General features: G+C 69.5%; 18 protein-coding genes. 8 read left to right on the top strand and 10 right to left on the bottom strand.

Translation table 11 applies throughout. The annotated features are described in order from the left end of the window. Positions 1-196: 196 nt before the first annotated feature. The 8 genes from hxsA4 to KEG57_RS18930 form a co-directional block, all read right to left on the bottom strand. Positions 197-493, bottom strand: coding sequence for a His-Xaa-Ser repeat protein HxsA4 (gene hxsA4 / locus KEG57_RS18965; RefSeq protein ID WP_136933506.1), 297 nt, complete (start codon positions 491-493; stop codon positions 197-199). Positions 494-546: 53 nt separating this feature from the next. Then, positions 547-2,061: a His-Xaa-Ser system radical SAM maturase HxsB gene (hxsB, locus tag KEG57_RS18960; RefSeq protein ID WP_272416969.1), complete on the bottom strand. Its 1,515-nt coding sequence runs from the start codon at positions 2,059-2,061 to the stop codon at positions 547-549. Continuing rightward, complete coding sequence (locus KEG57_RS18955) at positions 2,058-2,300, bottom strand: HxsD-like protein (RefSeq protein WP_272416968.1); 243 nt, start codon at positions 2,298-2,300, stop codon at positions 2,058-2,060. The genes hxsB and KEG57_RS18955 overlap by 4 nt, the downstream gene beginning before the upstream one ends. Next, positions 2,297-2,788, bottom strand: coding sequence for a His-Xaa-Ser system protein HxsD (gene hxsD, locus KEG57_RS18950; RefSeq protein ID WP_272458233.1), 492 nt, complete (start codon positions 2,786-2,788; stop codon positions 2,297-2,299). The genes KEG57_RS18955 and hxsD overlap by 4 nt, the downstream gene beginning before the upstream one ends. 48 nt (positions 2,789-2,836) lie before the next feature. Continuing rightward, entirely contained in the window at positions 2,837-4,876 is a 2,040-nt protein-coding gene (locus KEG57_RS18945; RefSeq protein ID WP_272458232.1) for a MopE-related protein, read from the bottom strand. A 6-nt stretch (positions 4,877-4,882) separates the two neighbouring features. Then, entirely contained in the window at positions 4,883-5,731 is an 849-nt protein-coding gene (locus tag KEG57_RS18940; RefSeq protein ID WP_272458231.1) for a radical SAM protein, read from the bottom strand. Between the two features lie 4 nt (positions 5,732-5,735). Beyond that, entirely contained in the window at positions 5,736-6,281 is a 546-nt protein-coding gene (locus KEG57_RS18935) for a hypothetical protein (protein ID WP_272416964.1), read from the bottom strand. A 135-nt stretch (positions 6,282-6,416) separates the two neighbouring features. Continuing rightward, positions 6,417-9,050: an ATP-dependent Clp protease ATP-binding subunit gene (locus KEG57_RS18930; protein ID WP_272458230.1), complete on the bottom strand. Its 2,634-nt coding sequence runs from the start codon at positions 9,048-9,050 to the stop codon at positions 6,417-6,419. Positions 9,051-9,565: 515 nt separating this feature from the next. Here KEG57_RS18930 and grxC point away from each other — a divergent pair. The 6 genes from grxC (at position 9,566) to KEG57_RS18900 (ending at position 17,664) form a co-directional block, all read left to right on the top strand. Further along, the gene (gene grxC / locus KEG57_RS18925; protein WP_272416962.1) at positions 9,566-9,868 is read left to right on the top strand and encodes a glutaredoxin 3; all 303 of its coding nucleotides are present in this window, start codon (positions 9,566-9,568) and stop codon (positions 9,866-9,868) included. Between the two features lie 176 nt (positions 9,869-10,044). Further along, entirely contained in the window at positions 10,045-11,526 is a 1,482-nt protein-coding gene (locus KEG57_RS18920; protein WP_272458229.1) for a serine/threonine-protein kinase, read from the top strand. Beyond that, entirely contained in the window at positions 11,523-12,887 is a 1,365-nt protein-coding gene (locus tag KEG57_RS18915) for a hypothetical protein (protein WP_272458228.1), read from the top strand. Before KEG57_RS18920 ends, KEG57_RS18915 begins: the two co-directional genes overlap by 4 nt. Before the next feature lie 48 nt (positions 12,888-12,935). Continuing rightward, positions 12,936-14,903: an acetate--CoA ligase gene (acs, locus tag KEG57_RS18910; protein ID WP_272416959.1), complete on the top strand. Its 1,968-nt coding sequence runs from the start codon at positions 12,936-12,938 to the stop codon at positions 14,901-14,903. A 120-nt stretch (positions 14,904-15,023) separates the two neighbouring features. Further along, a complete protein-coding gene (locus tag KEG57_RS18905) occupies positions 15,024-16,115 on the top strand; it encodes a hypothetical protein (RefSeq protein ID WP_272416958.1) in 1,092 nt (363 codons plus the stop codon). Between the two features lie 22 nt (positions 16,116-16,137). After that, complete coding sequence (locus KEG57_RS18900; protein WP_272458227.1) at positions 16,138-17,664, top strand: serine/threonine protein kinase; 1,527 nt, start codon at positions 16,138-16,140, stop codon at positions 17,662-17,664. 80 nt (positions 17,665-17,744) lie between these two features. On the opposite strand, the gene KEG57_RS18895 is transcribed toward KEG57_RS18900, so the two are convergent. Then, the gene (locus KEG57_RS18895; RefSeq protein WP_136933489.1) at positions 17,745-18,518 is read right to left on the bottom strand and encodes a Stp1/IreP family PP2C-type Ser/Thr phosphatase; all 774 of its coding nucleotides are present in this window, start codon (positions 18,516-18,518) and stop codon (positions 17,745-17,747) included. Between the two features lie 162 nt (positions 18,519-18,680). Continuing rightward, the gene (locus KEG57_RS18890) at positions 18,681-20,000 is read right to left on the bottom strand and encodes a S1C family serine protease (RefSeq protein ID WP_272416956.1); all 1,320 of its coding nucleotides are present in this window, start codon (positions 19,998-20,000) and stop codon (positions 18,681-18,683) included. Between the two features lie 254 nt (positions 20,001-20,254). On the opposite strand from KEG57_RS18890, the gene KEG57_RS18885 reads away from it, so the two are divergent. Further along, complete coding sequence (locus tag KEG57_RS18885; RefSeq protein WP_272416955.1) at positions 20,255-20,839, top strand: RNA polymerase sigma factor; 585 nt, start codon at positions 20,255-20,257, stop codon at positions 20,837-20,839. Between the two features lie 4 nt (positions 20,840-20,843). Beyond that, the gene (locus KEG57_RS18880; protein ID WP_272416954.1) at positions 20,844-25,361 is read left to right on the top strand and encodes a VIT domain-containing protein; all 4,518 of its coding nucleotides are present in this window, start codon (positions 20,844-20,846) and stop codon (positions 25,359-25,361) included. Positions 25,362-25,426 lie beyond the last annotated feature (65 nt).

The raw sequence follows: 25,426 nt of genomic DNA, 5'->3' as shown, positions 1-25,426 counted from the left end.
GCGGAAGTATACGGACGCGCGTCCGTTCCGCAAGCTGATCAAATGCGCCTCCGTCCCTTTGGATCCAGAGCCTCCGCAAGAGGTCGGTCCGGGCAGGCTGGAAACAGGGGCGGACAGGGGATCAAGGCGGACGAACGGGGCCGTTTCGCCCGCCAGGCGAGAGGTATCCGAGACTGTGGGCGCGCCGGGGGACGGTCTACCAGCTGCCGTGCGAGCCGTGCGAGCCGTGCGAGCCGTGCGACCCGTGGCTGCCGTGCGAGCCGTGCGAGCCGTGCGACCCGTGGCTGCCGTGCGAGCCATGCGAGCCGTGCGAGCCGTGCGACCCGTGCGAGCAATGCTGCGCCGGGATCACGCCACCCGCGTCGTCGCCGATCACGCCGGCGCGATCCGCCTCTTCGCTCGCCTTCGCGCCGACCTCGCTCTCCGTCTTGGAAAGCATGCCACCCGGCTTGCGGGAGAAGCTCGGCAGCCCACCTGTTCCGTTGTTCGCCATCGTGGCCTCCCTGATCCCAAGTCCCGTTGCGCCCCGCGTCGATTCGTTTGCCCTCAAGATGCCGACGACGCGTGGATGAAGTGCGTTCGCGCCCGGACCGTGGTCCAGCGCCGGAGGATCTCGACCGTCTTTGGGTCGTTCTCGCGCAGTTTGTCGAAGAGAAAATCCTGGATGCCCTTGTGGACGGCGCACAAGGTGCTCTCACGCATCCTACCGAAGATCGTGCCCTGCGTCCGGTAGCTGTGCTCGGGCTGCACCCCACAGTACGGCGTGTACGTGCAGTTCACGCAGTCGGGCTGCGCCTCGCGGATCGACGCAAGCACGAGCGCGCGCACCGTCTCGTGTTTCATGAGCGAGCGATACGTCGAGGTGAACACGTCGCCGATCTGGAACGCGGGATCGCCGGTCTCGTACATCATCCGGCCTTCGTCGCTCGAGAAGATCTTCCCGTCGTAGTTGTAGGCGAGGGCGCCGATCCCCGAGCCACTCGGCGAGCGGATGTCGAGGAAGTTCGGGTCGTCGTCGCCGAGGATCTTCGTGAGGAAGATCGAGCCGTACCGCTCGAGGACCTGCTCGCCGCGCCGGTTGAGGTCGAGGATGTGCTCGACCGCGGTGCGGTAGAAGTTGTGGTACGCGGCGCGGTCGTACTCGACGATCTGCGCGGTCTTGCCCGCGAAGCCGAAGGGATCGACGGGGCGGAGGAAGATCGCGCGACACCCGAGGCCGACGTACGTGTCGACGATCTCCTTCGGGTACTTGAGCGCCTCGCGCGTCGTCGTGAGCAGCGCTTCGACGTGGTAGAGCGTCGGGTCGAGGCCGATGTCGATGTAGGCCTTGTTGATGCGCTCGATCCACTTCACGGCCTCGCGATGCGCGTTGCCGCCGGCGAGGATGCGCTGCTTCGTGTGCAGGTGCTCCGGGCCGTCGATGCTCGTGCAGATCTGAACCTTGCGATCGACGAGGAAGGCGAGCTTCTCCTCGTCCATCATGGCCAGGTTCGAGACCATCGTGAACTCGAGCCCCTTGCCGTAGGCGCGGTTCCTCGCAAGGGCGTACTCGATGACGTGCTTCATCACCGGGAAGTTCGCGAGCGGCTCGCCGCCCTGGAACTCCAGCGTCACCGAGGGCGAGGTTGACTGGAGCATCAGGTCCACGACCTTCTCGCCGATCTCCGGCGTCATGTCGGTATGGACCGCGTCCATGTTCGCGCGGCTCGCGTGGCAGTAGACGCACGTCTCGTTGCAGCGGAGCGTGACGACCGCGATGTGCAGGTTCGGCCCCCAGTTGAGGAACCGCTTCTTGTACGCGATGCGCTCGGCTGCCTTCGCCTGATCGAGGCCGTCGCGAAGGAAGTTTCTCGACGCGAGTTTGTCGTGGAGCGGCGAAGCGGGATCGAGCTCGCCGCGCGCGAGCGAGCGGAACTCGTCGTTCGTGACGAAGAGCCAGTCGCCGAGAAAGTTGGTGAGCAAAATATCTCCGCCCACCTCGCGGAACCGGAACGGCACGAGGCCCGAGGGAGACTTCGCCGCGGGGCCGAGCTCGGTGAAGAGCGTCGAGAGGCTCGTCACGCCGCACCTCCCGATCGCGCCTTCTCGATCGTCAAACCGAGCGCGTAGTTCGCGAGCTCCGCGGAGAGCACGCGCTCGTCGATGCCTTCGCTCGTGGCCTCGGGCTTCGCCGTCACCTTCACGACGTACGCGCCGCCATCGCGCGAGAGCTCGGCCGTCGCGTACGGAGCGTACGTCTTCACGGCCTCGTCGATCGCGAAGCCGTCGTAGAGCTCCTCGTGAAACCTGAGCTCGATCACGACGCCTTCTCGCCCCCCGACACGTTCTCGGCCGCGCCTTCGGCCTCGGCCTTCGTGCCCTCGGCCTTGCCCTTCTTCTTGTACTTCTCCTCCCAGCTCATCGCGATGCCGAGCGGATCTTCGAAGGCCGTCTCCTCGCCGATGTCCATCGCGAGCAACTCATCGAGCCCGGGCGGACCCGCCGCGCCGCCGAACGCGCGCGCCGTGATCGACTCGACGAGCTTCTTGTTCTCCTCGACGATCCGGAGGCGCCACGCCTGGCCGAGCAGCTCGTTCTGGAACTCACCCGCGAACGTCTGCGTGTCAGCGCCCGGCTTCTTCGCCTTGAGCGTCACCTGGATGCGCCGATCTCCCGCACGATCGAGGTGCACCCAGCAGCGATCGATGAAGACGTACGCCGCTCCGTAGATCGCATCCTTGGGGTACAGGCCCTCGTCGAACTCGATCCGAACCGAGCCCTCACCCAAGTGAAACGACATGTCGCTCATTCGCCCTTCGCTCCCGATGACGTACCGTAAGGTGCGTCCCGCCGCTCCTCACGGGTTCGTGGCGGTCACGGTATACTGATCGCACGTCGGCGGCGTACCGTTCTTGCGATACACGCGAACCTTGACAGACACGACCTTCGGGTTGTTGTCCGACCAGGGGCCCGTGGGACTGCCGTTCATGTTGTACTGATAATTCAGCTCCCAAACGGTGGCCCCCGCTCCCGTGCCGCCGTCGTTGCAGGTCGCGACGGTGTTGCAGTCGTGGAGCACGTCCATCCCGTACTGACCACCCGCGTCGTTCACGAGCTGGACCTTCGGCGTGTACGGCTGGCCGAGCGCCGCGGGCGCGACGAAGTTGAACGTGAGCCAGTCGCTGCCCACCGAGGTCTCGACCTTGCCGATCATGTTCACCGTGCCGCCCTTCGGCACGCTGACCGCGCCCGAGCTGACGCACTGGTTCGCGTACTGATCGGTCGCGCACTCGCAGCCGTTGCCCGGCGCGCCGTCGATGTTCGCGTAGCCGACGTTGCACTGCACGATCTGGCACTGGCCGCCGGTGCACGACCAGCTCGAGACGAACTGCGCGTTCGGGTTTTGCGAGGTGCACGCCGGGTTCGGCTGCATCTCGTCGACGGTGCCGTTGCAGTTGTTGTCCTTGCTGTCGCAGATCTCGGTCTGCGATCCGGGCGAGACCTGCGGGTTGCACGAGGAGCTTCCGCCCACGCAGACCGTGGTGCCCGTCGCGCACACGCCGGGGAACGCCGTGCTGCAGGGCAAACCGTTCACGAGAGCCGGATCGTCGATCGTGCCGTTGCAGTCGTCGTCCTTGCCGTTGCACGTCTCCTGGACCGTGCCGGGCAGAGGCGCGTTGCAGAGGAGCTGCGGCGCGCCGGCGGGGCACTCGAAGGTGCCGAACTGGCAGACGCCGAGCTGACCGGGCTTCGTGCACGCCATGCCGACCTGCGGGATGGCGTCGTCGACCATGCCGTCGCAGTCGTCGTCGAGGTTGTTGCACGCCTCGGAGAGCTGGCCGGGGACGACGTTCGGCATGCACTTCACGCCGTTCGCGCCATCGCACTTGGTCAAACCCGTGCTGCACAGGCCCATGAAGCCCGTCGTGCACTGCATGCCGCCGCCGGGGTTGCCCTCGTCGGTGTTGCCGTCGCAGTTGTTGTCGAGGCCGTCGCAAGCCTCGGGCTGCACGGGCGCGGGCGAGCACTTCACCGCGCCGTTGATGCAGTTCAGCGTGCCCTTCTTGCACTCGCCGAGGCCCGGCGCGACGCACGCGCCGCCGCCGCCCGGGTTGTCCTCGTCGATCGTGCCGTCGCAACTGTCGTCGAGGCCGTTGCACAGCTCGGGCTGCGGCGTGGTGTCACCCAGGCACGGGCCCCACTGGCCGTTCGCGTCGCAGGCTTGCGTGCCGGGCTTGCAGAGGCCGACGTTCTCCGAGCCCATCGGGCCCGTGTAGCAGCCCTTCGTCTCGCCCGTGATGCACGTACACCCTTCGTCGACCTCGCCGTCGCAGTCGTCGTCGAAGCCGTTGCAAGCCTCGGCCGGAGCCGGGACGACCTCCCCTTCGCACAGGCCCCACTTCCCGGACGCGTCGCAGGTCCTCTCGCCTTCCTTGCACGCGCCGACGCCCTTCGTGCCGTCGGGGCCCGTGTAACAGGCCTCCTTCACGCCGGTCACGCAATCGCAGCCCTCGTCGACCACGTTGTCGCAGTTGTTGTCGACGCCGTCGCAGACCTCGGTCTGCGGCACGCACATCTGGCCGCCACCCGCGCCGCCGGCTCCACCCGCGCCGCCCCCGCCGCCGGCTCCACCCATGCCACCGGTACCACCCGTGCCGCCGATGCCACCAACGCCGCCCGTGCCGCCCGTGCCGCCGCCCGCGCCACCTTCGCCGCCTTCGCCGCCCCTGCCGCCAGAGCTCGAGCCGGTGCTGTTGCCACCCGTGGACGTGACGCTCCCGCCCTCGGCGCAGGACGAACCCGCCGCCGCGCCGATCACGGTCAGAAGCGCCGCGATGGCGATCCGTCGCACCTGCTTGCCCCGCTGCTCGTCACTGGCTTTGACGTTGCTCGCCATTGTCACTCACCGCTCCCAAGCAATGCTCCGGTTGACGCTCGGTGGTTTCGCTCGGACGAGCCGAGACGTTTCCACGAAGTTCTTGTCGGAGGCCGCGATCTCGACGCCGGTCGTCCGCGACGAACCCAGCCCCCCCGCCTCCGCGATCTCCACCTCGCCGAGGCCCGCGAAGAGCTCGCGCACCTCCGCGTGGCTCGCCTTCTCGCCCGCGAGCCAGCCCATTCCGAGCCGCGCCGCCTCCGCGAGCGCGCGCGTGAGCTGCGGCCGCACGAGATCTTCCGGCGCGACGATCCGATCCGCCGCGCGCGCCGCGCGGCCAAACCGTGAAGCCCTCGCGAGGTGCGCCGCGCGCGCCCCGAGCGCACGCGAAAGCTGCACGATCTCCGCGAGGTGACGATAGTTCGACCGCGTGATCACCGTGGTCGTCCCGACCTCGATGCCCTCGGCCCGCGCATGCCGTACGCCGAGCGCGGTCTGCTTGAAGCTGCCCGGCGTCTGCGTGTGGTAGTCGTGCATCGGCTCGGTCGAGCCGTGCAGCGAGACGTCGAGCGAGAGCTTGCTCGACGCCTCGCGAAGCGCGCGCGTATAGGCGCGGTACGCGAGCCGCCGGCCGTTCGTCTGCACCACGATGCGGCGCGCGCCGCGCTCGTCGAGTGCGCGGACAACCGCCGGTAGATCCTCGGCGAGCGTCGGCTCGCCACCCTGCACGAACACGACGTCGCCCGGCTCGATGCGCAGGCCCCTCGCGAGATCGAGCCCTTCGGCGTCTCGCTCGCGGGTGGCGGACCTCTCCCCTTGCGCGCAGAAGACGCACGCATTGTTGCAAGTCAAACCAAGGGAGAGGACCGCCGCCATGCCGTCAGCCCGGTCCCTCCGCCGGAACCAGGAGCGCGTCGCCGTGCTTGTGGATGCGCTCGGCGTGCGTGAGCAGATCGGACAGGCGCACCTCGCGCTCGTTCTTCGCGACGATCTGCGCGAGCGTCATGGCCGCGAGCCCCTGCTCCTCCTGCGTGGGCGCCCAGCCATTGCCGCCGTTCACCACGAAGATCGCGTGCCGTTCCGTCTCTGCGGGCGGCCGCTGCGCGAGCGCGGTGCGGTCGCGCGCGAGCAATTCCAGGTCGAACGTGTGCCCATCGTCCGTCCGAACCTTGATGCTCACACACCCGTTCACGACGGGATCGATCTGGACGATCGTCCATCGCGCGAGGCGCGCGCCCGCGGCGAGCGGGGCGAGCAGCTTGGCGACGTTCTCACGCGTCGGCGCATCGAGCGGTTTTTCGCTGTGCGCCGCGTCTTTTGCAGCGGGCGTGGTCTCCGGGCGCGCGGAGGCGATCACCGGTGCGGCAAGCACACCGCCCCCCACCACTCCCACGAACAACCGCCGCGATACGTTCCTGCCAGGCATGCCGGAGCCTCCTACACTCGCAGGATCTACGGTCGTCACGGCGGCGTCAATGTTTGCGCGGAGTCCCGATCCGCCGTCCTCGCAGCGAGCAAGGACGGGAACCGGCAACGCGACGCGTCAGCCGACGCGCCGCGCTCAGGCCTTCGTGAACGTGAACGAGCCGTCGGCCGCGCGGACGTGCACGATCTGTCCGGGGCCGTAGCCGCCCGCGAGGATCGCTTCGGCGAGCGGGTTTTGCAGCTCTTTCAGGATGGCGCGCTTGAGCGGCCGCGCGCCGAGCGAGGGCTCGTAGCCGATGTCGACGAGCAGGTCCTTCGCGGCGTCGTCGAGCTGCACCTTGATCTCGCGATCCGCGAGCAGCCGCTCGAGGCGCCGGAGCTGGATGTCCACGACCCCGCGCAGGTCCTGCTTGCTGAGGGCCTTGAACACGACGATGTCGTCGATCCGGTTCAAGAACTCCGGCCGGAAGAAGGCCTTGAGCTCCTCGAAGAGCACGTCGCGGATCGCGTCGCGCCCATCCTCGGTGCCGAAAAGCTTCACGTCCGTCTCCAGGATCCGCTTCGAACCGATGTTCGAGGTCATGATCACGACCGTGTTGGAAAAGTCCGCGGTCCTGCCGCGACCGTCGGTGAGGCGGCCGTCGTCGAGGATCTGGAGGAGCAGGTTGAACACGTCCGCGTGCGCCTTCTCGACCTCGTCGAAAAGCAGGACGCTGTAGGGCCTGCGGCGCGCGGCCTCGGTCAAGAAGCCACCTTGCTCGCTGTCAGCGTAGCCGGGCGGCGCGCCGATGAGGCGCTGCGCCATGTGCCGCTCCATGAACTCGCTCATGTCGAGCCGCGTGAGCGCCTGCTCGTCGTCGAACAAGAACTCGGCGAGGGCCTTGGCGAGCTCGGTCTTGCCGACGCCGCTCGGGCCGAGGAAGAGGAACGAGCCGATGGGCTTGCCCGGATCACGCAGGCCCACGCGGCCGCGGCGCACGGCGCGGGCGATCGCGCGCACGGCCTCGTCCTGGCCGACCACGCGGCGCGCGAGGCGCTCTTCCATCTTGAGGAGCTTCTCCGACTCGCCTTCGAGCATCTTCGCGACCGGGATGCCCGTCCACTCGGCGAGCGTGCCGGCCACGTCGTTCTCCGTGACCATGTTCGAGCCGGCCTCGGCGCCCTCGCGCTTCGCGGCCTGCTCGGCCGTCTCCAGACGGCGGCGGATCTCGGGCAAGGTCACGTGCTCGAGCTCGCCGATCCGCGCGTAGTTCTTCTCGCGTTGCGCCGTCGCGAACGCCTCGTTCGCCGCCGCGAGCTCCTTGCGGATCGACTGCACCGCCGCGACGACACCGCGGCGCGCCGCGATGGCCGTGCGCAGCTCCTTCGCGCGCGGCTCGACCTCGGCGAGCTCCTTCTCCAGTCGTTGCCGCGCTTGCACGCTCAGCCGATCGTCGTCGTCCGCGAGCGCCGCGATCTGCGCCTTGAGCGCATCCACGCGGCGGCTCAACGCGTCGACCTCCGCGGGCACGCCATCGACCTCGACGCGCTTGCGCGCGCTCGTCTCGTCGAGGAGATCGACCGCGGTATCCGGCAACGCGCGATCGGAGAGGTACCGCTTGGCGAGGCTCACGGCCGAGAGGATCGCGCTCTCGCCGATGCGCACGCGGTGGTGCGCCTCGTACTTCGTGGCGACGCCACGCAGGATCTCGGTCGCCTGATCGATCGACGGCGGATCCATGTTCACCACGGCGAAGCGCCGCAGGATCGAAGCATCCCGCTCGTTCAGCTTGCGAATGCCCTCGGGCGTGGTCGTCGCGAGGATGCGGATCTCGCTCCGCGCGAGCAGCGGCTTCAGGAGGTCACCGACGCCCGAGCCCTGCACGCCCTGGCCGAAGAGCGCGTCGATGTCCTCGACGACGAGGATCGTCTCGGCGTCCTGAACGCTGCGGAGCTTGTCGACGAGGGCCTTGAGGCGCTGCTCGATCTCGCCGCGGAGTTTTGCGCCCGCGACGAGCGCGCCCGTGTCGAGCTCGTAGAGGCGCGCGCCGGCGAGGTTACTCGGCACGTCACCGCGCGCGATGCGATCGGCGAGCCCGCGGATCAGCGCGGACTTGCCGACGCCCGGCTCGCCTACGACGAGCGGATGGTTCTTGAACCGGCGCTCGAGGATCTGCAGGAGCCGCCGCGCCTCGCCGTCGCGGCCGATCACCGGATCGAACAGGTCTTTGCGCGCATCCGCCACGAGGTCCCGCGTGTAGCCGTTCGCGTCGGCACTCCCCGCCGCGCTCGTCACGATCGCCGCGGCCGAATCCCGCTGTGCCGGCGCCTTCGCTTCCCCCTCCGCGAGCGCGCCGAGGTGCGGACGGAACGCGCCCGGACCGATGCTGAACGACGAGAGGATCTCCCCCGCCGGCCCACGAATCTCCTGCGCGAGCGCGTGCAGGAGGTGCTCGATGCCGACGTTCGGAGACTTGTCCCGCGTCGCCTCACGCTCGGCTCGCCCGAGCAGATCGAGCAGCCGGGCGTCCACGTACGCGACGCCGCCCGTCGACTTCGGCTGACGCCTGAGGGCCGCCTCCGCGAGGTTCATCGTCTCGTTCGGGTCGGCGCCGGCGCGCCGGAAGACCTCGAGGACGCCGCGATCCCGTTCGAGCAAGCGCACGAGCAGGTGCAAAGGCGAGACCTCGGCATGCTTCCGGTCGTCGGCGAGCGCTTGCGCGCCCGCGACGATCTGCCGGGCGTCGTTCGTGAAGCGTTCGAGGTGGATTGTGCCCTCGGTGTCGGCCATGGCTCCTTTTTCTCACTAGGTGAGCAGCGCACGCAAGGGACGGCGCGTCGTGCTTCTAGGTCGGGTCACGGAAGGACGCCATCGGCTGCGGTACTCCGCAGCATGCGCTCGGCGCATCGCCAAGCAACATCGGGAGCCCCTCGCTCCTCCTTGGGCGCCGCGCCAAGCGCACCCGGGAGCCCGAGGGCTCTTCCTTGGCGCCGCGCCAAGCGCACCCCGGAGCGCTCGGACGCCTCCTTGGCGCTGCGCCAAGCACCGTTCGACCTGTTCCGACCTCTCCTTGGCGCTTCGCCATCCCGGCTACCGGCCCTCCCGACCTCTGCTTGGCGCGTCGCCAATCACCACCCCGGCGCGAGAGGGCCGTCCGTGGCGCTTCGCCGAGCACCCGCTCGGCTCTGCTCCCCTGTGCTTGGCGCTCCGCCTCGCGCCACCTCACCTCGTCCGACCCTCCCTTGGCGCTTCGCCGAGCTCTCGCGCACATCCCCGCCCTTGCGCCTTTCGCTCCGAGGACCGAAATGTCCAGCATCATGCCCGCCGACGTCGCCATCTACACGACCCCCTGGTGCCCCTACTGCCACCGCGCGAAAGCCTTGCTTTCCGGGAAGAAAGTGCGCTTCGAGGAGATCGACGTCGACACGCGGCCCGACCTCCGCCGCTGGCTCTCGGAGACCACGCGCCAGCGAACCGTGCCGCAGGTGTTCATCAACAACCGCCCCGTGGGCGGATTCACGGACATCGCGGCCCTCGATCAAGACGGCGAGCTCGACGCGCTGCTCGGCGAGGCCCCCCCGCCGGACCTGCCGCCGCTGCCGCGTTGATCGACGATGGGGCTCCGCTCGGACGAGCCGAGCTCTGCCCCATACCCTCGCGTCGTTTCTTCGAGATCGTGCACGCCACCGGGGAGCGGTGATAAGCTCGGTTCGATCGGCCGAAGGTTTTCTCTCGTTCGCTCGTCCATGGGGGAACGAGGTCGACCCGGCCTCGATGATCCCGCATGCCCGCTGCCGACGCTCCGCTGCCCGACGCCCCGACGAGCGACGGCTCGCTCGTCGGCCGTGACGTGGGCAAATACAAGGTCTCCCGCCTCATCGCCCGAGGCGGCATGGGCGCGGTGTACGAGGCGCTGAACACGAGCATCGGCAAGCGCGTCGCGATGAAGTTCGTCGACCCCGAGCTCGCCCGAAACGCTGACGCCGTGGCCCGCTTCCAGCGCGAGGCCGCGGCCGCGAGCGCGGTCGAGAGCGCGCACATCGTCACGATCTTCGACTCGGGCGTCACCGACGACGGGCAGCCCTTCATCGTGATGGAGCTGCTTCGCGGCGAGGACCTAGGCCACCGGATCAAGCGCCTCGGGCGACTCGACCTCGACGTCACGCTCGACGTGATCGCGCAGCTCCTCCGCGGCCTCTGCCGCGCCCACGAGGCCGGCATCGTTCATCGTGATCTCAAGCCCGACAACGTCTTCCTCGCCGAACGCGACGACCAGACCGACTTCGTCAAGATCCTCGACTTCGGCATCTCCAAGGTGCGACGCACGGGCGGCGTCCCCGAGAAGACGATCACGCGCCAAGGCACGGTGCTCGGCACGCCGTTTTACATGTCGCCCGAGCAATCGCAGGCGCTGCCCGACATCGACGAGCGCACCGATCTCTGGTCGGTGGGCGCGATCCTCTACGAGTGCCTCACGGGCAGGCCCCCGCACGAGGGGCAATCGTACGAGCAGGTCATCGTGAACATCTGCACGAAGGCCGTGCCCGACGTGCGCACGTGGAACCCCGAAGTGCCCGAAGCCGTGGCGCGTTTCCTCGTGAAGGCACTCAAGCGCAACCGGGACAAACGTTTTCCGAATGCGCGCGAGATGCTCGACGCGCTCGGCGCCGCCTCGGGTGGCCTGCTCCCGGCGCGCGCGCTCCGCGTCGGCGATACGGGCTCGCGTTCGTCGCCGGATCTTGCGCGAAACACGCCGCGCGCGGCCCAGACGAACGAGTCGGCGACGCGGCCCGCCGAGGAGGTCGGCACGGGTGGACCGTCACGCGTGGGCTGGTCGACGAACAGCGGCGCGAGCGGCGGCAAGGAGCGATCACGCGCGCTCTGGCTCGGTCTGGGCGCGTTCGCCGCTGCGCTGGCGATCGGCGTGGGTGTCATGTACAGCCGCAGCACGCCGACGTCCGCCACGCCTGCGTCACCCGTTCCCCCGACAACCCCAGCGAGCGAAGCGCGCGTCGAGCCGGCACCCGAGCCCGTGCAGACAAACGAAACGAACCCCGCAGAAGCGCCCGCGCCGGAGGCGGCCGAGACGAAGCTGCCCGCGCCTGAGCCTTCCGAGGCGCCTCGAACGACGTCGACCTCGACGAGGAAGACCACGAAGACCGCGAACGCCAAGCCGGAGATCACGCCGCCGCAAGCGAGCGCCAAGCCGACGGCGACGATGAAGATCCAGGGCGTCGCCCCGCAGCTCAAGCTGAAGGTGGAATGAGCTCGCTCCTCGGTCGATTCAGGCCCCGCGCGGCCCTCGCCCTCACGCTCGCGTTCGCCACGGTCGCGAACGGCGCCCTCGCGGCCGGCGACCCAAAGGCCGAGAGCGCGCCCCTTCCCGACTCGTACAAGCAGCACATGGCGAACGGCGTGAAGCTCTACGGAGACGGCAACTTCGCCGCCGCCATCGTGGAGTTTCAGGCCGCCTACGCCGTGCGCCCGCGCGCGAGCCCCCTCGTCAACATCGCGCTCGCCCACAAGAGCCTCTTCCAGTACCCGCAGGCCATCGCCGCCCTCGAGCTCGCGCTCCGCAAGCACGCGGACACGATGGAGCCCGAGGACAAGGCCGCCGCCGAGAGCGCGATCGCCGAGATGCGCGCGCTCATCGGATACGTGAAGGTCGAGGTCTCGCCCTCGCACGCCGTGCTGCTCGTCGACGACGAGCCGCAGCCCCCCGGCACCGCGGACAAACCCCTGCCGCTCGGACCGGGGCGGCACCGGATCGGCGCGCGCGCCGAAGGCTACGAGGACGCCGAGGAGATCGTCACGGTCACGAGCAAGGACCAGGACAAGGTCGTCAAGCTCGCGCTCGTGCCGAACAAGGGCTGGGTCGTCGTGAAGACGGACGACCCCGAGATGGCCATCGCGATCGATCAGGTGCCGCTCGCGCTCGGCCAGTGGGCCGGGCTCGTCGAGCCGGGGACGCACCTCGTGCAGATGTACAAGCAAGGCGGCCCCGAGTACGCGTTCCAGGTGCTCGTCGTGGCCGGCAAAGCGCAGGAGGTTCGTCCCGACGTCGGCGGCGTACCCATCGCCGTGCCGCGCTCGCTCCCGGCCCCGCCGCCTCCTCCGCCCAAGATCGCAAAACCGCCGGATCCGCCCCTCCGCGGCGCGTATGCGAACGCGACGGGCGGCGTCTTCCTGATGCTCGGCGAGGAGGGCGCGGGCGGCATGGTCGGCGCGCGGCTCGGCTATCGGATCTCCACGCCGATCGGGCTCGAGTTTTTGTTCGACTACGCGAACAATCCCATCGCCACGAAGAGCGGCGACAGCACGGTCCGGCTGAACTCCGTGCGGTTCGGCGGGGGCGTGCGGCTCATGAGCCCCGGCAGGAAGGCGCGGTTCGTCGCCACGATCGGCGGCGGCCTCGCGTACAACTGGCTCGGCAGCGGCGAAAGCCCCGGGGGCGTCGCCTTCATCAACCTCGACACGGGCGTCGAGCTCGACTGGAGCGGCGTCCTGGTCGGTCTCGCCGCGCAGCAGACGCTCCTGCTCGGCGGGACCGACACCGCCGACGTCGAGCTCGCCGACCCCCGCGTGACCCTGGGCCTCGGAGCGCGCGTCGGTCTCGGCGGCTGGTGACGATGTTCTTCCGGAGCGGTATCCTCCGCGTCCGCCTTGGGAGGGCCCATGTCGAAGGAAGCCATCGAAAGCCTGCTGAAGGAGACGCGTAGGTTCGATCCGCCGGCCGAGTTTGCCGCGCGCGCGCGCATCAAATCGCGCGAGGCCTACGACGCGCTCTACCGCGAGAGCCTCGACGATCCGGACACGTTCTGGCGTCGCGAGGCGAAGGACCTCGTGTTCCGCACGCCGTGGACGCAGACGGTCGAGTGGAACCTCCCGCACGCGAAGTGGTTCGAGGGCGCGACGCTCAACGTCTCGGAGAGCTGCCTCGATCGGCACATGTCGACGCCGACGCGGAACAAGGCGGCGATCATCTGGGAAGGCGAGTACGGCGAGACGCGCACGCTGACGTACGCGCAGCTCTACCGCGACACCGTGCTCTTCGCCGACGCGCTCGCGAAGCTCGGCGTGGAGAAGGGCGACCGCGTGGCGATCTACATGGGCATGGTGCCCGAGGTCGTGGTGGCGATGCTCGCGTGTGCGCGGCTCGGCGCGGTGCACACCGTGATCTTCGGCGGCTTCGCGGCGGACGCGATCCGCGACCGCGTGCACGACAGCCAGGCGAAGGTCGTCATCACGCAGGACGGCGGCTACCGGCGCGGCAACGTGCTCGAGCTGAAGTCGACCGTCGACAAGGCGCTCGCGCAGCCGCAATCGGCGAGCGTGCAGAAGACCGTCGTGCTGCGTCACCTCGGCAGCGAGAAGTGTCCCGTGCAGATGACCGAGGGACGCGACGTGTGGTGGCACGAGATCGTCGATCCGAACGGCCACGCGCGTCGCGAGGCCACGATCGTCGACGCCGAGCACCCGCTGTTCATCCTCTACACCTCGGGCTCCACGGGCAAACCCAAGGGCGTGCTGCACACGACCGCGGGTTATCTCGTCGGCGCGCACGTCACCACGAAGTACGTCTTCGACCTGCGTGACGACGACGTCTACTGGTGCACGGCCGACGTCGGTTGGGTGACCGGGCACAGCTACATCGTCTACGGCCCGCTCTCGAACGGCGCGACGTGCCTGCTCTACGAAGGCGCGCCGAACTTCCCCGACTGGGGCCGCTTCTGGCGCCTCATCGAGCGGCACGGCGTGACCATCCTCTACACCGCGCCGACCGCGATCCGCGCCTTCATGCGCCAGGGCGACGACTGGCCGAAGAAGAGTGATCTTTCGAGCCTGCGCCTGCTCGGCTCCGTCGGCGAGCCGATCAATCCCGAGGCGTGGATCTGGTACCACAAGAACATCGGCGGCGAGCGTTGCCCCATCGTCGACACGTGGTGGCAAACGGAGACGGGCTCGATCCTCATGACGACCTTGCCCGGCGCCGCGTCGGCGAAGCCCGGATCGACGGGTTTGCCCATGTTCGGCGTGGTGCCGGACGTCGTGACCAAGGACGGCACGAGCGTCGGGGCGAACGAGGGCGGCATGCTCGTCCTCCGGCGCCCGTGGCCCTCGATCTTGCGCACCGTGTGGGGCGACGACGAGCGCTTCCGCAAGCAGTACTTCAGCGATGTCGAGGGCTGTTACTTCACGGGCGATGGCGCGCGCCGCGACGCGGACGGCTACTACTGGGTCGTCGGCCGCATCGACGATGTCCTGAACGTTGCGGGTCATCGCATCGGCACCGCGGAGATCGAGAGCACGCTCGTCTCGCACCCAGCCGTCGCCGAGGCGGCCGCGGTCGGTCGGCCGGACGACCTCAAGGGCCAAGCGCTCGTGGTCTTCGTGTCGCTTCGCCCCGGATTTACGGCGAGTCCCGAGCTCGCGACGAAGCTCGCGAACCACGTCGGCCAAGAGATCGGCAAGTTCGCCCGACCCGATCAGGTCCGCTTCGCCGACGCGCTGCCGAAGACGAGAAGCGGCAAGATCATGCGGCGCCTCTTGAAGGATGTGGCCACGGGGCGCGAGACCACCGGCGACACCTCGACCCTCGAAGACCTCAGCGTGCTCGCCAAGCTCCGCTCCAACGAGGAGTAAGACGCCCCCCTCGAACCGCGTCGTTCGACGCTCGGGGCTCTCGCTCCGCGAGCGGAGCTACGCCCCGAACCCCTGCGGTTCTCTTTCCGATCCAGCACGACCCGCGGTACCCTTTGGGGCATGCGGTCCGCGCTGACGCGTACGTTCTCCGCGATCACGGCTCTCGCCATGCTCGCCGCTGCGTGCCCGGCCCTCGCGCAGGGCAAAGGCGCCGGCAAGAAGCCCCCGGCCGAGCCCGCAGCGCCCGAGGATCCGAAGCTCGTCGAAGCGAAGAAGCACATGGAGGCGGGCGCGGCCTTCTACAACGATCCCTCCGGGCACAAGTGCGAGGAGGCGTATCGCGAGTTCAAGAAGGCCTACGAGCTCTCGGGCTCGATGAACGCGGTCAAGGGCATGGGCCTCTGCGCGATGGAGCTCGAGCGCGACGGCGAGGCGATCTCTCTGCTCGACAAATTCCTCGAAGCGAAGGGCGATCAGCTCGACCCCGCGGACAAGCAGCAGATGGAGACGGACCTCAAGGCGCTGCGGTCCGTGGTCGCGTGGGTGACGCTGAAGTCCGATCGTCCGGGCGTGACGATCACGGACGTGCGCACGCCGGCGCGCGGCTTTCCGATCACGAACCGCTACACGATCGGCCTCACGGACACGCGCATCGGCATCCACCCCGGCTCGCACGAGTTCAAGGCCAGCGTCGACGGCGCGCCCGATCAGATCTGGAAGGTCGACATCCCGAACGGCGGCAAGTTCGAGCGCGAGTTCGAGTTCGACAAGGGCAAACCCGTGACGGCCGAGGGTTTTACCGAGAAGGACTTCCAGAGCGGCGGCGAGGACAAACCCGCCGAGCAGCCCTCGCGTCCCGTGCCGATGACGGTGTTCATCGTGGGCGGCGCGGCGATCGCCGCGGGCATCGCGGGCGCGGTGGTCGGAGGCGTGCTCGCGACGGGCGCGAAAGCCGACTTCGACGCGTCGAACGGGAAGGCGAACACCGCATCGGAGCTCGTGGTCCTCGAGGACATGCGTTCGAAGGTCGTCACGCTGAACACGGTCGCGGACGTGTGCTTCGGCTTGGCCGCGGCGGGCGCGGTGGCGGCGACGGTCCTCTTCGTCATGCGGCCCGAGAAGAAGCCGACCGAGCCGCCGAAGGAGTCGTTTGCCTTCGCTCCATGGGCCACACCGCAGGGCGGCGGCATGATGGCCGTCGGGACGTTCTAGTCCGAAGGGACGAGGCGCACGTTTGGAGATCGAAGCCGGCACCATCATCGCGAATCGCTACCGCGTGATCCGCCCGCTCGGGCGCGGCGGGATGGGCGAGGTGTTCGCCGCGGAGAACACGCGCACCGGGCGCCAGGTGGCGATCAAGGTGCTGCACGCCGACGTGAAGGCGAAGCACTCGGCCGTCGAGCGCTTCCGGCGCGAGGCGCGCGCGGCGGGCTCGATCAACAGCGACTACGTCACGCAGGTCCTCGACGTCGAGGAGGACGCGAACTTCGGCATCGTGCTCGTCTTCGAGCTGCTCGAAGGCGAGAGCCTCATCGATCGGCTGAAGCGCACCGGGCCGATCCACTTCGACGAGCTCTACTTCATCCTCGAACAGGTCTGGATGGGCCTCGCGGACGCGCACCGCGTGAAGATCATCCACCGCGACCTCAAGCCCTCGAACGTCTTCCTCGAACGCCGTCCGGATGGCTCCACGCGGGTAAAGATCCTCGACTTCGGCATCTCGAAGCTGCCGAAGGAGTTGGAGGGCGAGACGCTCACCGAGATGGGCCAGAGCCTCGGAACGTTCTCGTTCATGCCGCCCGAGCAGATCGGCAAGGCAAAGATGGTCGACGAGCGCGCGGACATCTACGCGTGCACGACGATGATCTACCAGTCGCTCACGGGACAGCTCCCCTACCTCGCGAAGAACGTGCTCGTGATGGTGGAGATGAAGGCGAAGGCGCCGCCGCGCAGGATCGGCGACGCGATGGATGGCCCCATCGATCCACGGCTCGAAGCGTTCGTCGCACGCGGGCTCGCGCGTGATCCGGACCAGCGGTTCCAGACAGCGACGGAGGCGCTCGCCGCGTGGCGCGAACTGAGCCCGCGTTCGTCGGGCGTGCCGTACGCGCAGCCGAACACGCTCGGGACCGCACACACGATGCCCGCGCCGCAGACGGGGGTGTCGATGTCGCGCACGCCTTCGCATGCGTCGGCGTCCTTGAGCGGCGGGCCGCGCGGGACGATTCCCTACGACGTGACGCGCCAGGAGTCGCACATCCGTCGCGCCGAGCCTCCGCCGATCGAGGCGGAGAACACGACCGACGACGCGGCCGCGACGCTGGCGATGCCGATCGCGCGGCTCATGCCGAACCAGACCGGAGGGGCCCCGCAGTGGCCGCCGCTGCCGCAACCGTCGGGATCGAGCGCGGCGCGGCCAAGCCCCTCGGGATATGGTTCGACCTCCAACAGTTACCCGGGTCTGTCGAGCTCGGGCACGTACGGCGCGGTGCAACCGCCCGTGCCCGCGTCGCCGAGCTACGGCGCGCCGATGCCGAACGCGACGTACCCGGAGGCCTCGCGATCCTATGGGCAGCAACCGATGAGCATGCCGGCGCAGCAGGCCCCGTGGCCGCAGCAAACCGGCATGCAGCCCCTCGCGACCGACCTCGCGCCGCAGCATGCGCCGCGCCGTGTGTGGCCCTTCCTGCTCGGCGGCGTTCTGTTCGCGCTGATCGGCTTCGCCATCGTCGCGGCGATCATGCTCTCGACGGGCAAGTGATCGCCGCGCGCGTCGCGCGCACAAAACGCATCACGCGCCGTGGGTGCGGCGCGTGAACGCGGGTCGGTGTTCGCCTTGGATCAGAGCGTCCAGCGGACGAGGACGCACGTGACGTTGTCGGGTCCGCCGTTCTCGTTGGCGCGCTCGATGAGCTTCGCGGTCGCGGTCTTGATGTCGCCGTGGCGCGAGAGGATGTCGGCGATCTCGGGGTCGCTCACGGGGCCGGAGAGGCCGTCGGAGCAGAGCAGGTAGGTGTCGTTGACGGCGGGCACCTCGAAGCGCGTGTCGACCTTGACGGTCTCCTTCATCCCGAGCGCGCGCACGATGACGTTCTTGTGCGGGAAGTTCGCGATCTCCTCGGGCGTGAGGCGCTTCATCTTGATGTAGTCGTTGAGCAACGAGTGGTCCTCGGTGAGGCACTCGAGCTTGCCGTCGCGATGCCGGTAGACGCGGCTGTCACCGACGTGCGCGATGTACACGCCGTCGTTCGCCGTGAAGATGCCGACGAACGTCGTCCCCATGCCGCGCTTCTTCGACTCGCGCTGCGCGGTTTCGTAGATGCGCAGGTTCGCGAGCTTGATGCCCGTGATGAGGCGGTTCTCCTCGTAGCCCTTCGTGCGGTCCATCTTGTAGGGCCACGTGCGCTCGGGATCCTCTTGCGTCTGCGCGAAGAATTCTTGCATCGCGTCGACGGCCATCTTCGAGGCGACCTCGCCCGATGCATGACCACCCATGCCGTCGGCCACGATGAAGAGGCCGTACTCCGCCATGATCGCGAAGTTGTCTTCGTTGTGATTACGCTTGCGGCCGACGTTCGTCTCGCCGGCAACCTCGATGCGGAGCTGTTGAGCCACGGTTCACCGAATGTGGGGGACGGAGCGGCTCGCCTTTTCTCGGTACCGATGGGTAGCCGAGAGCCGCGCTCGTCATGGTCGGGATCGTTCGGCGGGGTGTCAACGAGATCCCGCGAGTGGGTCGTCGCGAGTTCGTTTCCACGGGATCAGATGGGATCGATCTTACCTCCTGCGGTCGAGCACGTCCGCTCTGGGACGGGCTTGCGTGGGGGGAGGCGCATCGCCGAGCGTCGGCAACTCGGCCGGATGCGCAGGCGGCGCCTTGGGTGCGGCGCGCGGATCGGGCGCCTGACGAAGCGCGACCGTCACCTGACGATACTTGCCCTGGCCAAACACCGTGAGCGGCACCTTCTCGCCGACCGCGTGCGTCCGGATGACCTCCGCGAGCTGCTCGGGGCTCGTCACGGGCACGCCGTCGACGGCGACGATCATGTCGCTGACGGAGGGATCGCCGCCCTTGAGCTTGGCCTCGGCCGCGGGGCTGTCCGGGTGGATGCTCTGCACACGGACGCCCTTGGCGAACGTTCCGACCTCGGACGAACCCTGGATGCCGAGCCAAGCCGCGGGCGGGACCGCGGTCGGCGGGACCGTGCGCAGGAAGGAGCGGATCGCGTTGATCGGGATGCCGAACGCGACGGGGGTGCAGGGGCGACCCTCGTTCGGGGAGCAGCCGCGGCCGAGCAGGGCGACGACGCGCCCGTCCTCGTCGACGATCGGCGCGCCGAGGTCGAGCGGCGAGATGCGCGAGCCGAGCTCGAAGGCGTTCGCGAGCGTGGCGTCGTCGGCGCCGAGGAGGTTTTTCCGGCCGCGGATCACCATCTGCGAGACCGAAGGTTTGCCCTTGGCGCCCATCGCGAAGCTGCGGATGGTCGCGTCGGTGCGGAGCGGATCACGCGTGGAGGCGACGAGCCCTTCGGTCCAGCGGCCCGACTGCGGGACGAGGAGCGCGAGGTCCCAGGTGCGGTCGTGGTGGCCGAGCTTGACGCGAACGACGGAGCCGTCGGCGAAGCGCGCTTCGAGGTCGTTACCCGAGCCGAGCGGCGAGAGCGCGGCGAGGATGCGGCCATCCCCCGCGAGCGCAGCGCCGAGCGAAAGGGGCTGACCGGCGCGTTCGATCGCGACGACACCGCGGAGCGCCTTCTCCTCGACGGAGGGTTCTTTCTTCGCGTTGGGATCCGCGGGCGCGTTGGGATCCGCGGCGGGCGCGGGAGGGATCGCGGCGGGCGGAGCGGCTTGCAGCGCGGGCAGTTGCGGCGGCGGCGCGATGCGACGGGGCGGCGCGTTCGGCTGAGGCCGTGCGACCGGCGGGGCGGCGACATCGGCCGGCGCGACCGCGGGCGCCGCTTGGGCGAAGACCGCGGTCGGGGCCATGAGCGCGAGGACGGCGAGGCTGCCCGCGATCGACCAGCGTTGAAGATTCTTCACGCCGGAGGTGTGACCGAACGCGGGGGACTTTTCGGGCGAGGCGGGGAAATTCGTCATGGGAGGCGCTCCTCGAAGCTCGTCGGCGAGATCGGCGCTCGCGCGATGATGTAGCGTGGACGGGGGCGCTGCAAAGGTCGCGCCGTGGGCGGCCGGGTCGCCGGCAGGGGCCGGCGATCTCGATCGATCCTACCACGGCGAGGGGCGGAGCGCCTCGGGTCCACGCAAGTCGTTGGACGGGGATTTGGGGGGATCGCTTCGGTCGCGGTCACAAAAGAGGAGCTCCGAGCAACATGGCAGGCGAAGAGGCAACCATGGCCCCGGGTCTGGCACGTGCAGAGATGAAGGAAGGCCGATCGCACGCCGAGGAGGCGCGCGACATCGAGGAGCTCCTCGCGGCGGGCAACCATCGCGAGGCGCTCGCGCGGTGCGCCCGGGTTTATGCAGCGCCGATCGGTCGGCTTTGCATGGCCTTCACGGGCTCGCAGGCGGACAGCGAGGAGCTCGTGCAAGAGACCTTGCTGGCCGCGTACGACGCGTTCCCGACGTACCGAGCGGAAGGAAGCGTGAGAGCGTTCCTGTTCGGGATCGCGCGTCGCATTTGCGGTCGGTTCTCCGAGACGCAGGCGCGGCAGAAGGCGCGGCTCCGGCTGGTGCACGACACGTCGTCGGGACGGGCGGACGCGGGCGAGCTCGCGCTGGAGAAGGAGAGAGCGTCACGCGCGCGCGAGGCGCTCTCGAAGCTCAAGCCGAGCGAGCGGGAGGCCCTGGTGCTTCGGTACGACGCGGGGCTCAGCTTCCGAGAGGTGGCCCAGGCGTGCGGGATCGACGAGGCGGCGGCGCGGAAACGCGTGAGCCGCGCGCTCGGGAAGATGCGGGCGGAGATCGGCGAGGAGTGAAGCGATGAGCACGAGCGAGACGAACGTGGGTGGGCTCTGCCGCGAGGTCGAGGAGCGAATCGCCGAGGTGCTGGATGGTTCGGCGCCGAAGGAGTTGTTCGAGCACATCGCCGACTGCGACGCGTGCCGGGACCTCCGGTACGACGCGGAGCGCGCAGCGGAGTTCGTGGGGCACGCGGGCGGAGACTTTCGCGTGGACGCGGGTTTTGCGGAGAAGGTGCTCGCGCGGCTCGACGTGGAGAACCTGAAGCCGCCGGCCGGCGTGGCGCCGAAGAGCGTCGAGGCCGCGGTGTCGGCGCCGCGCACGGCGAAGAGCGTGGTTGCCGAGGATCGGGTCTCCGAGCCGAGGGTGACGGACATCGCGACGGCGAAGACGGAGGTCGCGACCGAGCCCCCGCCGGCGCGGACGAACACGTTGGTGTCCAAAGTTTCGGAGAACGGACTCGGTTCGACGCAGCCTTCGGAGGCGGTGAGCGACGAGGTCAAGGCGGCGCAGCCCGCGCAGGCGATCACCGAGCGTGAAACGTCGCGCTCGCGCGAGCCCGAGGCGAAAAGCGGGACGATGGGAGCCGCGCGCACGGCGCCGCCGCGGACGACGAAGGGGAGCGAGGGGGGCAAGGTCGTCTCGCTCTTTCGCCGCCCGAAGTTCGTCGCAGGGCTTCTCGGCGCGATGGCCGCGGCGGCCGCCGCCGGGTTCTACCTGAAAGGCCAAAAACAAGGGCCGGAGGAGCTGACGTTCGAAGCCGCGTGGTCGGGGAAGATCGACTCGATCTCGCGCGCGTCCGCCGACAAGGAAGGCGGGCTCGAAGCGTGTGATGCGAGCGGCGCGTGCAAGCCGGTCAAGCCGGGATGGGCGTGGAAGAGCGACACGACGCTGCGCACGGACGCGCGCACGCGGGCGTACGTGTCGCTCGCGGATGGCTCGCAGCTCGCGATCGATCGAGGCTCGTCGGTCTCGCTCGAGGGCGGCAAGGTGCGTCAGGCGAAGCTCGCCTTTGGGACGATCGTCGCGGACGTGGCGAGCCTGAAGCACGGGCCGTCGGCGAAGATCAGCGTCGATGACGGCGAGGTCGAGGTGGTCGGCACGAAGCTCGTCATGACGGCCAGCAAGGGCCGCGCGAGCGTCGAGGTTGCGCGGGGCGTGGTCCTCGTGCGTTCGGCGGCGTCGGGCAAGCCGGTCGCCGTGCGCGCGGGCGAGGAGGCAACGATCGAGAAGGGCCGCGAGCCGCTCGTGGCAAGCTCGTCGAGCGTCGCGGACTCGCTCGAATGGAGCGATCGATCGCCGGAGGAGCTCGACGCGCCGGTGCTGCGCGGTCTCGGGGAGCTCCGGGCGCGTAAGCCGGGACAAACCAAGGAGAAGGACCACGCGGTGCGGCTCGCGAAGCACTCGGTGAAGGTGCGCATCGTGGACGTCGTGGCGCGGACCGAGGTCGACGAGACGTTCACGAACGACACGGACGAGGAGCTCGAAGGCATCTTCCGGTTCCCGCTGCCACCGGGCGCGCAGATCGAAAAACTCGCGCTGGAGGTGGACGGCAAGATGATGGAGGGCGCGTTCGTCGACCGCGACAAGGGCGCGGCGATCTGGCGCGGCGTCATCCAGAACGCGGCGCCGAAGACGCCGAAGCCGCGGGAGGAGATCATCTGGGTGCCCGGGCCGTGGCGCGATCCGGCGCTGCTCGAGTGGCAGCGAGGCGGTCGTTTTGAGCTCAAAATTTTTCCGATCCCGAAGCGTGGCTCGCGTCGCGTGGTGCTGACGTACACGCAGACCGTGGACCAGGCGGCTGGCGTCCGGCGCTTCACCTATCCGCTCGCGCACGATCCGAGCGGGACGACGAAGATCGACGCGTTCGACCTCGACCTGCAGGTGCTCGGTCACGACAAGGAGTTCGGCGTGCAGACGCGCGGCTACGAGCTCTCGCCCTCGGGCGGCGACGCGTCGGCCGAGCGACGCACGATGAACGCGACGGGGTTCATTCCGGCCGGTGATCTGACGGTCGAGTACGCGCTCCCCGATCGGGATCGCGAGGCGACGGCGTGGGCGTACCGGATGGAGCCCGCGAGCGCACCGCTGCCGGAGGAGCCGAAGGACGGGCCGGCGGCGACGAAGGCGAAGACGACGGAGGAGAAGGACGCGGCCGCGGCGGCGCGCGCCATCGCGTTCGATGCGTCGCCGTACGTGGCGATCGCGCTCCGGCCGAAGCTGCCGCGATGGCAGGTGGCGAAGGAGCACGTGCACGCGATCGTCGTGGACACGAGCCGGTCGATGGTGGGAGAGCGTTTCGCGCGGGCGACGCGGCTCGCCTCGACGATCGTGCGCGAGATGGATCGGCGCGACTCGTTCGTGCTGCTCGCATGCGACACAGTGTGCCGGCCGATGACGCAGGACGGCCGCAGCGGTTTGCCGAGCCCGCCGGGCGCAGCGTCAGCAGGCGAGGTGGAGCGCTTCCTCGGGAGCGTCGAGCCGGACGGCGGCAGCGACATGGCCGCGGCCGTGAGCGCGGCGCGGAGCGCGGCAGGTGCGCTCGGCGGCAAGGAGCTCAGGATCGTCTACCTCGGCGACGGCACGCCGACCGTGGGCCCGACGCGTCCGTCGCACATCGAGGCCGCGGTGCGTAGCTCGCTGCCGGGCAGCGATGGTTCGGTCGTGGCCGTGGCCATGGGCGCCGACGCGGATCTGACCTCGCTCGCGGCGCTCGCGCGCGGCGGCGGCGGCGTGGTGGTGCCGTACGTGCCCGGGCAGAAGGTCTCGTCCGCGGCGCTCGACGTGCTCTCGGCGGCGTACGGCGTGACGCTGCGGGATCCGGAGATCGAGCTGCCGTCGGGACTCACGCAGGTCACGCCCGGGCGGCTCGATCCGATCCGCGCCGGCGGCGAGACGTTCGTCGTGGCGCGCATGTCGAGCGGCGACGCGATCGAAGGGGCGATCCGGCTGCGCGGCCGCGTCGCGAGCGAGCGGTTCGAGCAGACGTACCCGATCAAGATCCTCGCGACGTCGAGCGCGGGCAACGCGTTCGTGCCGCGGCTCTACGCCGCCGCGAAGATCGCGGAGCTCGAGAACACGGGCGGCGCGGCGAGCAAGCTCGCGGCGATCGAGCTGTCGAAGCGCTTTGCAGTCGCGAGCCGCTTCACCTCGCTGCTCGTGCTGGAGAGCGAGGCGATGATGAACGCGTTCGGCCTCGAACGAACGCGCGTCGCGCCGACGTTCACGGGCGAGGAGCTCGCGCAAAGCTCGAACGCGGACGCCGAGGGCGAGGAGAAGACCGCCGACCCGGCGAAGGAAGAGGCCGAGGGCTCTGGCGAGCTCGACACGCGGGGCGCTGAAACGTCGAAGAAGGGCGGGGCGAGCGCACCTGCTGCCGAGGCCCCGTTCGATGCGTTCAACGACGACGCCGCAGCGGCGCCCCCGCCGCCTGCCGCGCCCGCGGCGACCGCAACGGCGGCGCCGGCGCCGAAGCCCGCGTCGAGGGCCCTCGGCGGCGAAGGCTGGGGCGGGAGCGGCCGGGGAGACGACGGCTTCGGCTCGGGCCGGGGGCGATTGGGCCGGACGCAGCGCCTCGTCCCGATGCGTCGAATCTTTGAGCGCAAAGGATCGTTCGAGGCGCTGAACACGCTCGCCTCGCAGAACGCCTCGAAGCTCCTCGCTGCCGAGAGCGCGCTCGCGAGCACGCCCGACAGCCGCGACAAGACCGTGGATCTCTTCGCGCTCTACGCGACGGCCGGGCGCCTCGGCGAGGCGCAAGAGCTCACGGCGAAGTGGAGCGGGCGCGACGCGCTCGATCCGGACGCGCTGACGGCGCGCGCGGATCTCGCGGCGCGGCAGGGCGATCGGGAGCGCGCGATCCGGATCCTCGGCGGCCTCGCGGACGTTCGTCCGGGCGATCGCGCCACGCAGACGCGGCTCGCGAAGATGCACGAGGCCTCGGGCAACCACGCCCTCGCCTGCGAGCACCGCATCGCGCTCGCGGACATGGCACCCGGCGAGGCGAAGCTCGTCGCGGATGCGGTGCGCTGCGCGAACACGCTCGGCATGACGGAGCTCGCGAGCCTGCTCAAGCTCGACGCGAGCGAGTCGGTGCGCGCCTCGATCGACAAACTCCTCGCGCTGCCCGGCCCCCCGCCCTCGTCCGTGCTCACCGGCGACATCCAGGTCTCGGCCGAGTGGACGGGTGGCGTGGACCTCGACATCGGGCTCATCGACGCGCAAGGCCGCCGCACCTCGTGGCTCGGCTCGCCTGGCAAGGCGCTCCTCAGCGCGCGGGACGTGACGAGCACACGGACCGAGGCGCTCGGGCTCGTGAACACGCCTTCGGGCAGCTACGTGGTCGAGATCGCCCGCGCGTCGGGCGCGGATCAGAACATCCCGGTGCGCGGCGAGCTGACGCTCAAGCTCGCGGGCGAGACGCGGAAGGTGCCGTTCGTGCTCACGGGTCCGCGCGCGGAGGTCGGGACGATGCGGGTGTTCTTCACCTCTCGCCTGGTCCCGGTCACGGACGTGCCCTTCAATCCCTGGGGTCCGTGAAAGGGCCGGCCCCCTGGAGCGCGCATCGGCCGGGGGGCTTCCCATGGACTTCGGGCCGGAAGTGG

This window comes from Polyangium jinanense, from assembly GCF_028435365.1.
This window is presented reverse-complemented; position numbering and strand designations above follow the sequence as displayed.

Bases quoted from the DNA above. Each gene is read 5' to 3' on its own strand.
- hxsA4 (WP_136933506.1), bottom strand. From the start codon at position 493: ATGGCGAACAACGGAACAGGTGGGCTGCCGAGCTTCTCCCGCAAGCCG.
- hxsD (WP_272458233.1), bottom strand. From the start codon at position 2,788: ATGAGCGACATGTCGTTTCACTTGGGTGAGGGCTCGGTTCGGATCGAG.
- KEG57_RS18945 (WP_272458232.1), bottom strand. From the start codon at position 4,876: ATGGCGAGCAACGTCAAAGCCAGTGACGAGCAGCGGGGCAAGCAGGTG.
- KEG57_RS18940 (WP_272458231.1), bottom strand. From the start codon at position 5,731: ATGGCGGCGGTCCTCTCCCTTGGTTTGACTTGCAACAATGCGTGCGTC.
- KEG57_RS18935 (WP_272416964.1), bottom strand. From the start codon at position 6,281: ATGCCTGGCAGGAACGTATCGCGGCGGTTGTTCGTGGGAGTGGTGGGG.
- KEG57_RS18930 (WP_272458230.1), bottom strand. From the start codon at position 9,050: ATGGCCGACACCGAGGGCACAATCCACCTCGAACGCTTCACGAACGAC.
- grxC (WP_272416962.1), top strand. From the start codon at position 9,566: ATGTCCAGCATCATGCCCGCCGACGTCGCCATCTACACGACCCCCTGG.
- KEG57_RS18920 (WP_272458229.1), top strand. From the start codon at position 10,045: ATGCCCGCTGCCGACGCTCCGCTGCCCGACGCCCCGACGAGCGACGGC.
- KEG57_RS18915 (WP_272458228.1), top strand. From the start codon at position 11,523: ATGAGCTCGCTCCTCGGTCGATTCAGGCCCCGCGCGGCCCTCGCCCTC.
- acs (WP_272416959.1), top strand. From the start codon at position 12,936: ATGTCGAAGGAAGCCATCGAAAGCCTGCTGAAGGAGACGCGTAGGTTC.
- KEG57_RS18905 (WP_272416958.1), top strand. From the start codon at position 15,024: ATGCGGTCCGCGCTGACGCGTACGTTCTCCGCGATCACGGCTCTCGCC.
- KEG57_RS18890 (WP_272416956.1), bottom strand. From the start codon at position 20,000: ATGACGAATTTCCCCGCCTCGCCCGAAAAGTCCCCCGCGTTCGGTCAC.
- KEG57_RS18885 (WP_272416955.1), top strand. From the start codon at position 20,255: ATGGCCCCGGGTCTGGCACGTGCAGAGATGAAGGAAGGCCGATCGCAC.
- KEG57_RS18880 (WP_272416954.1), top strand. From the start codon at position 20,844: ATGAGCACGAGCGAGACGAACGTGGGTGGGCTCTGCCGCGAGGTCGAG.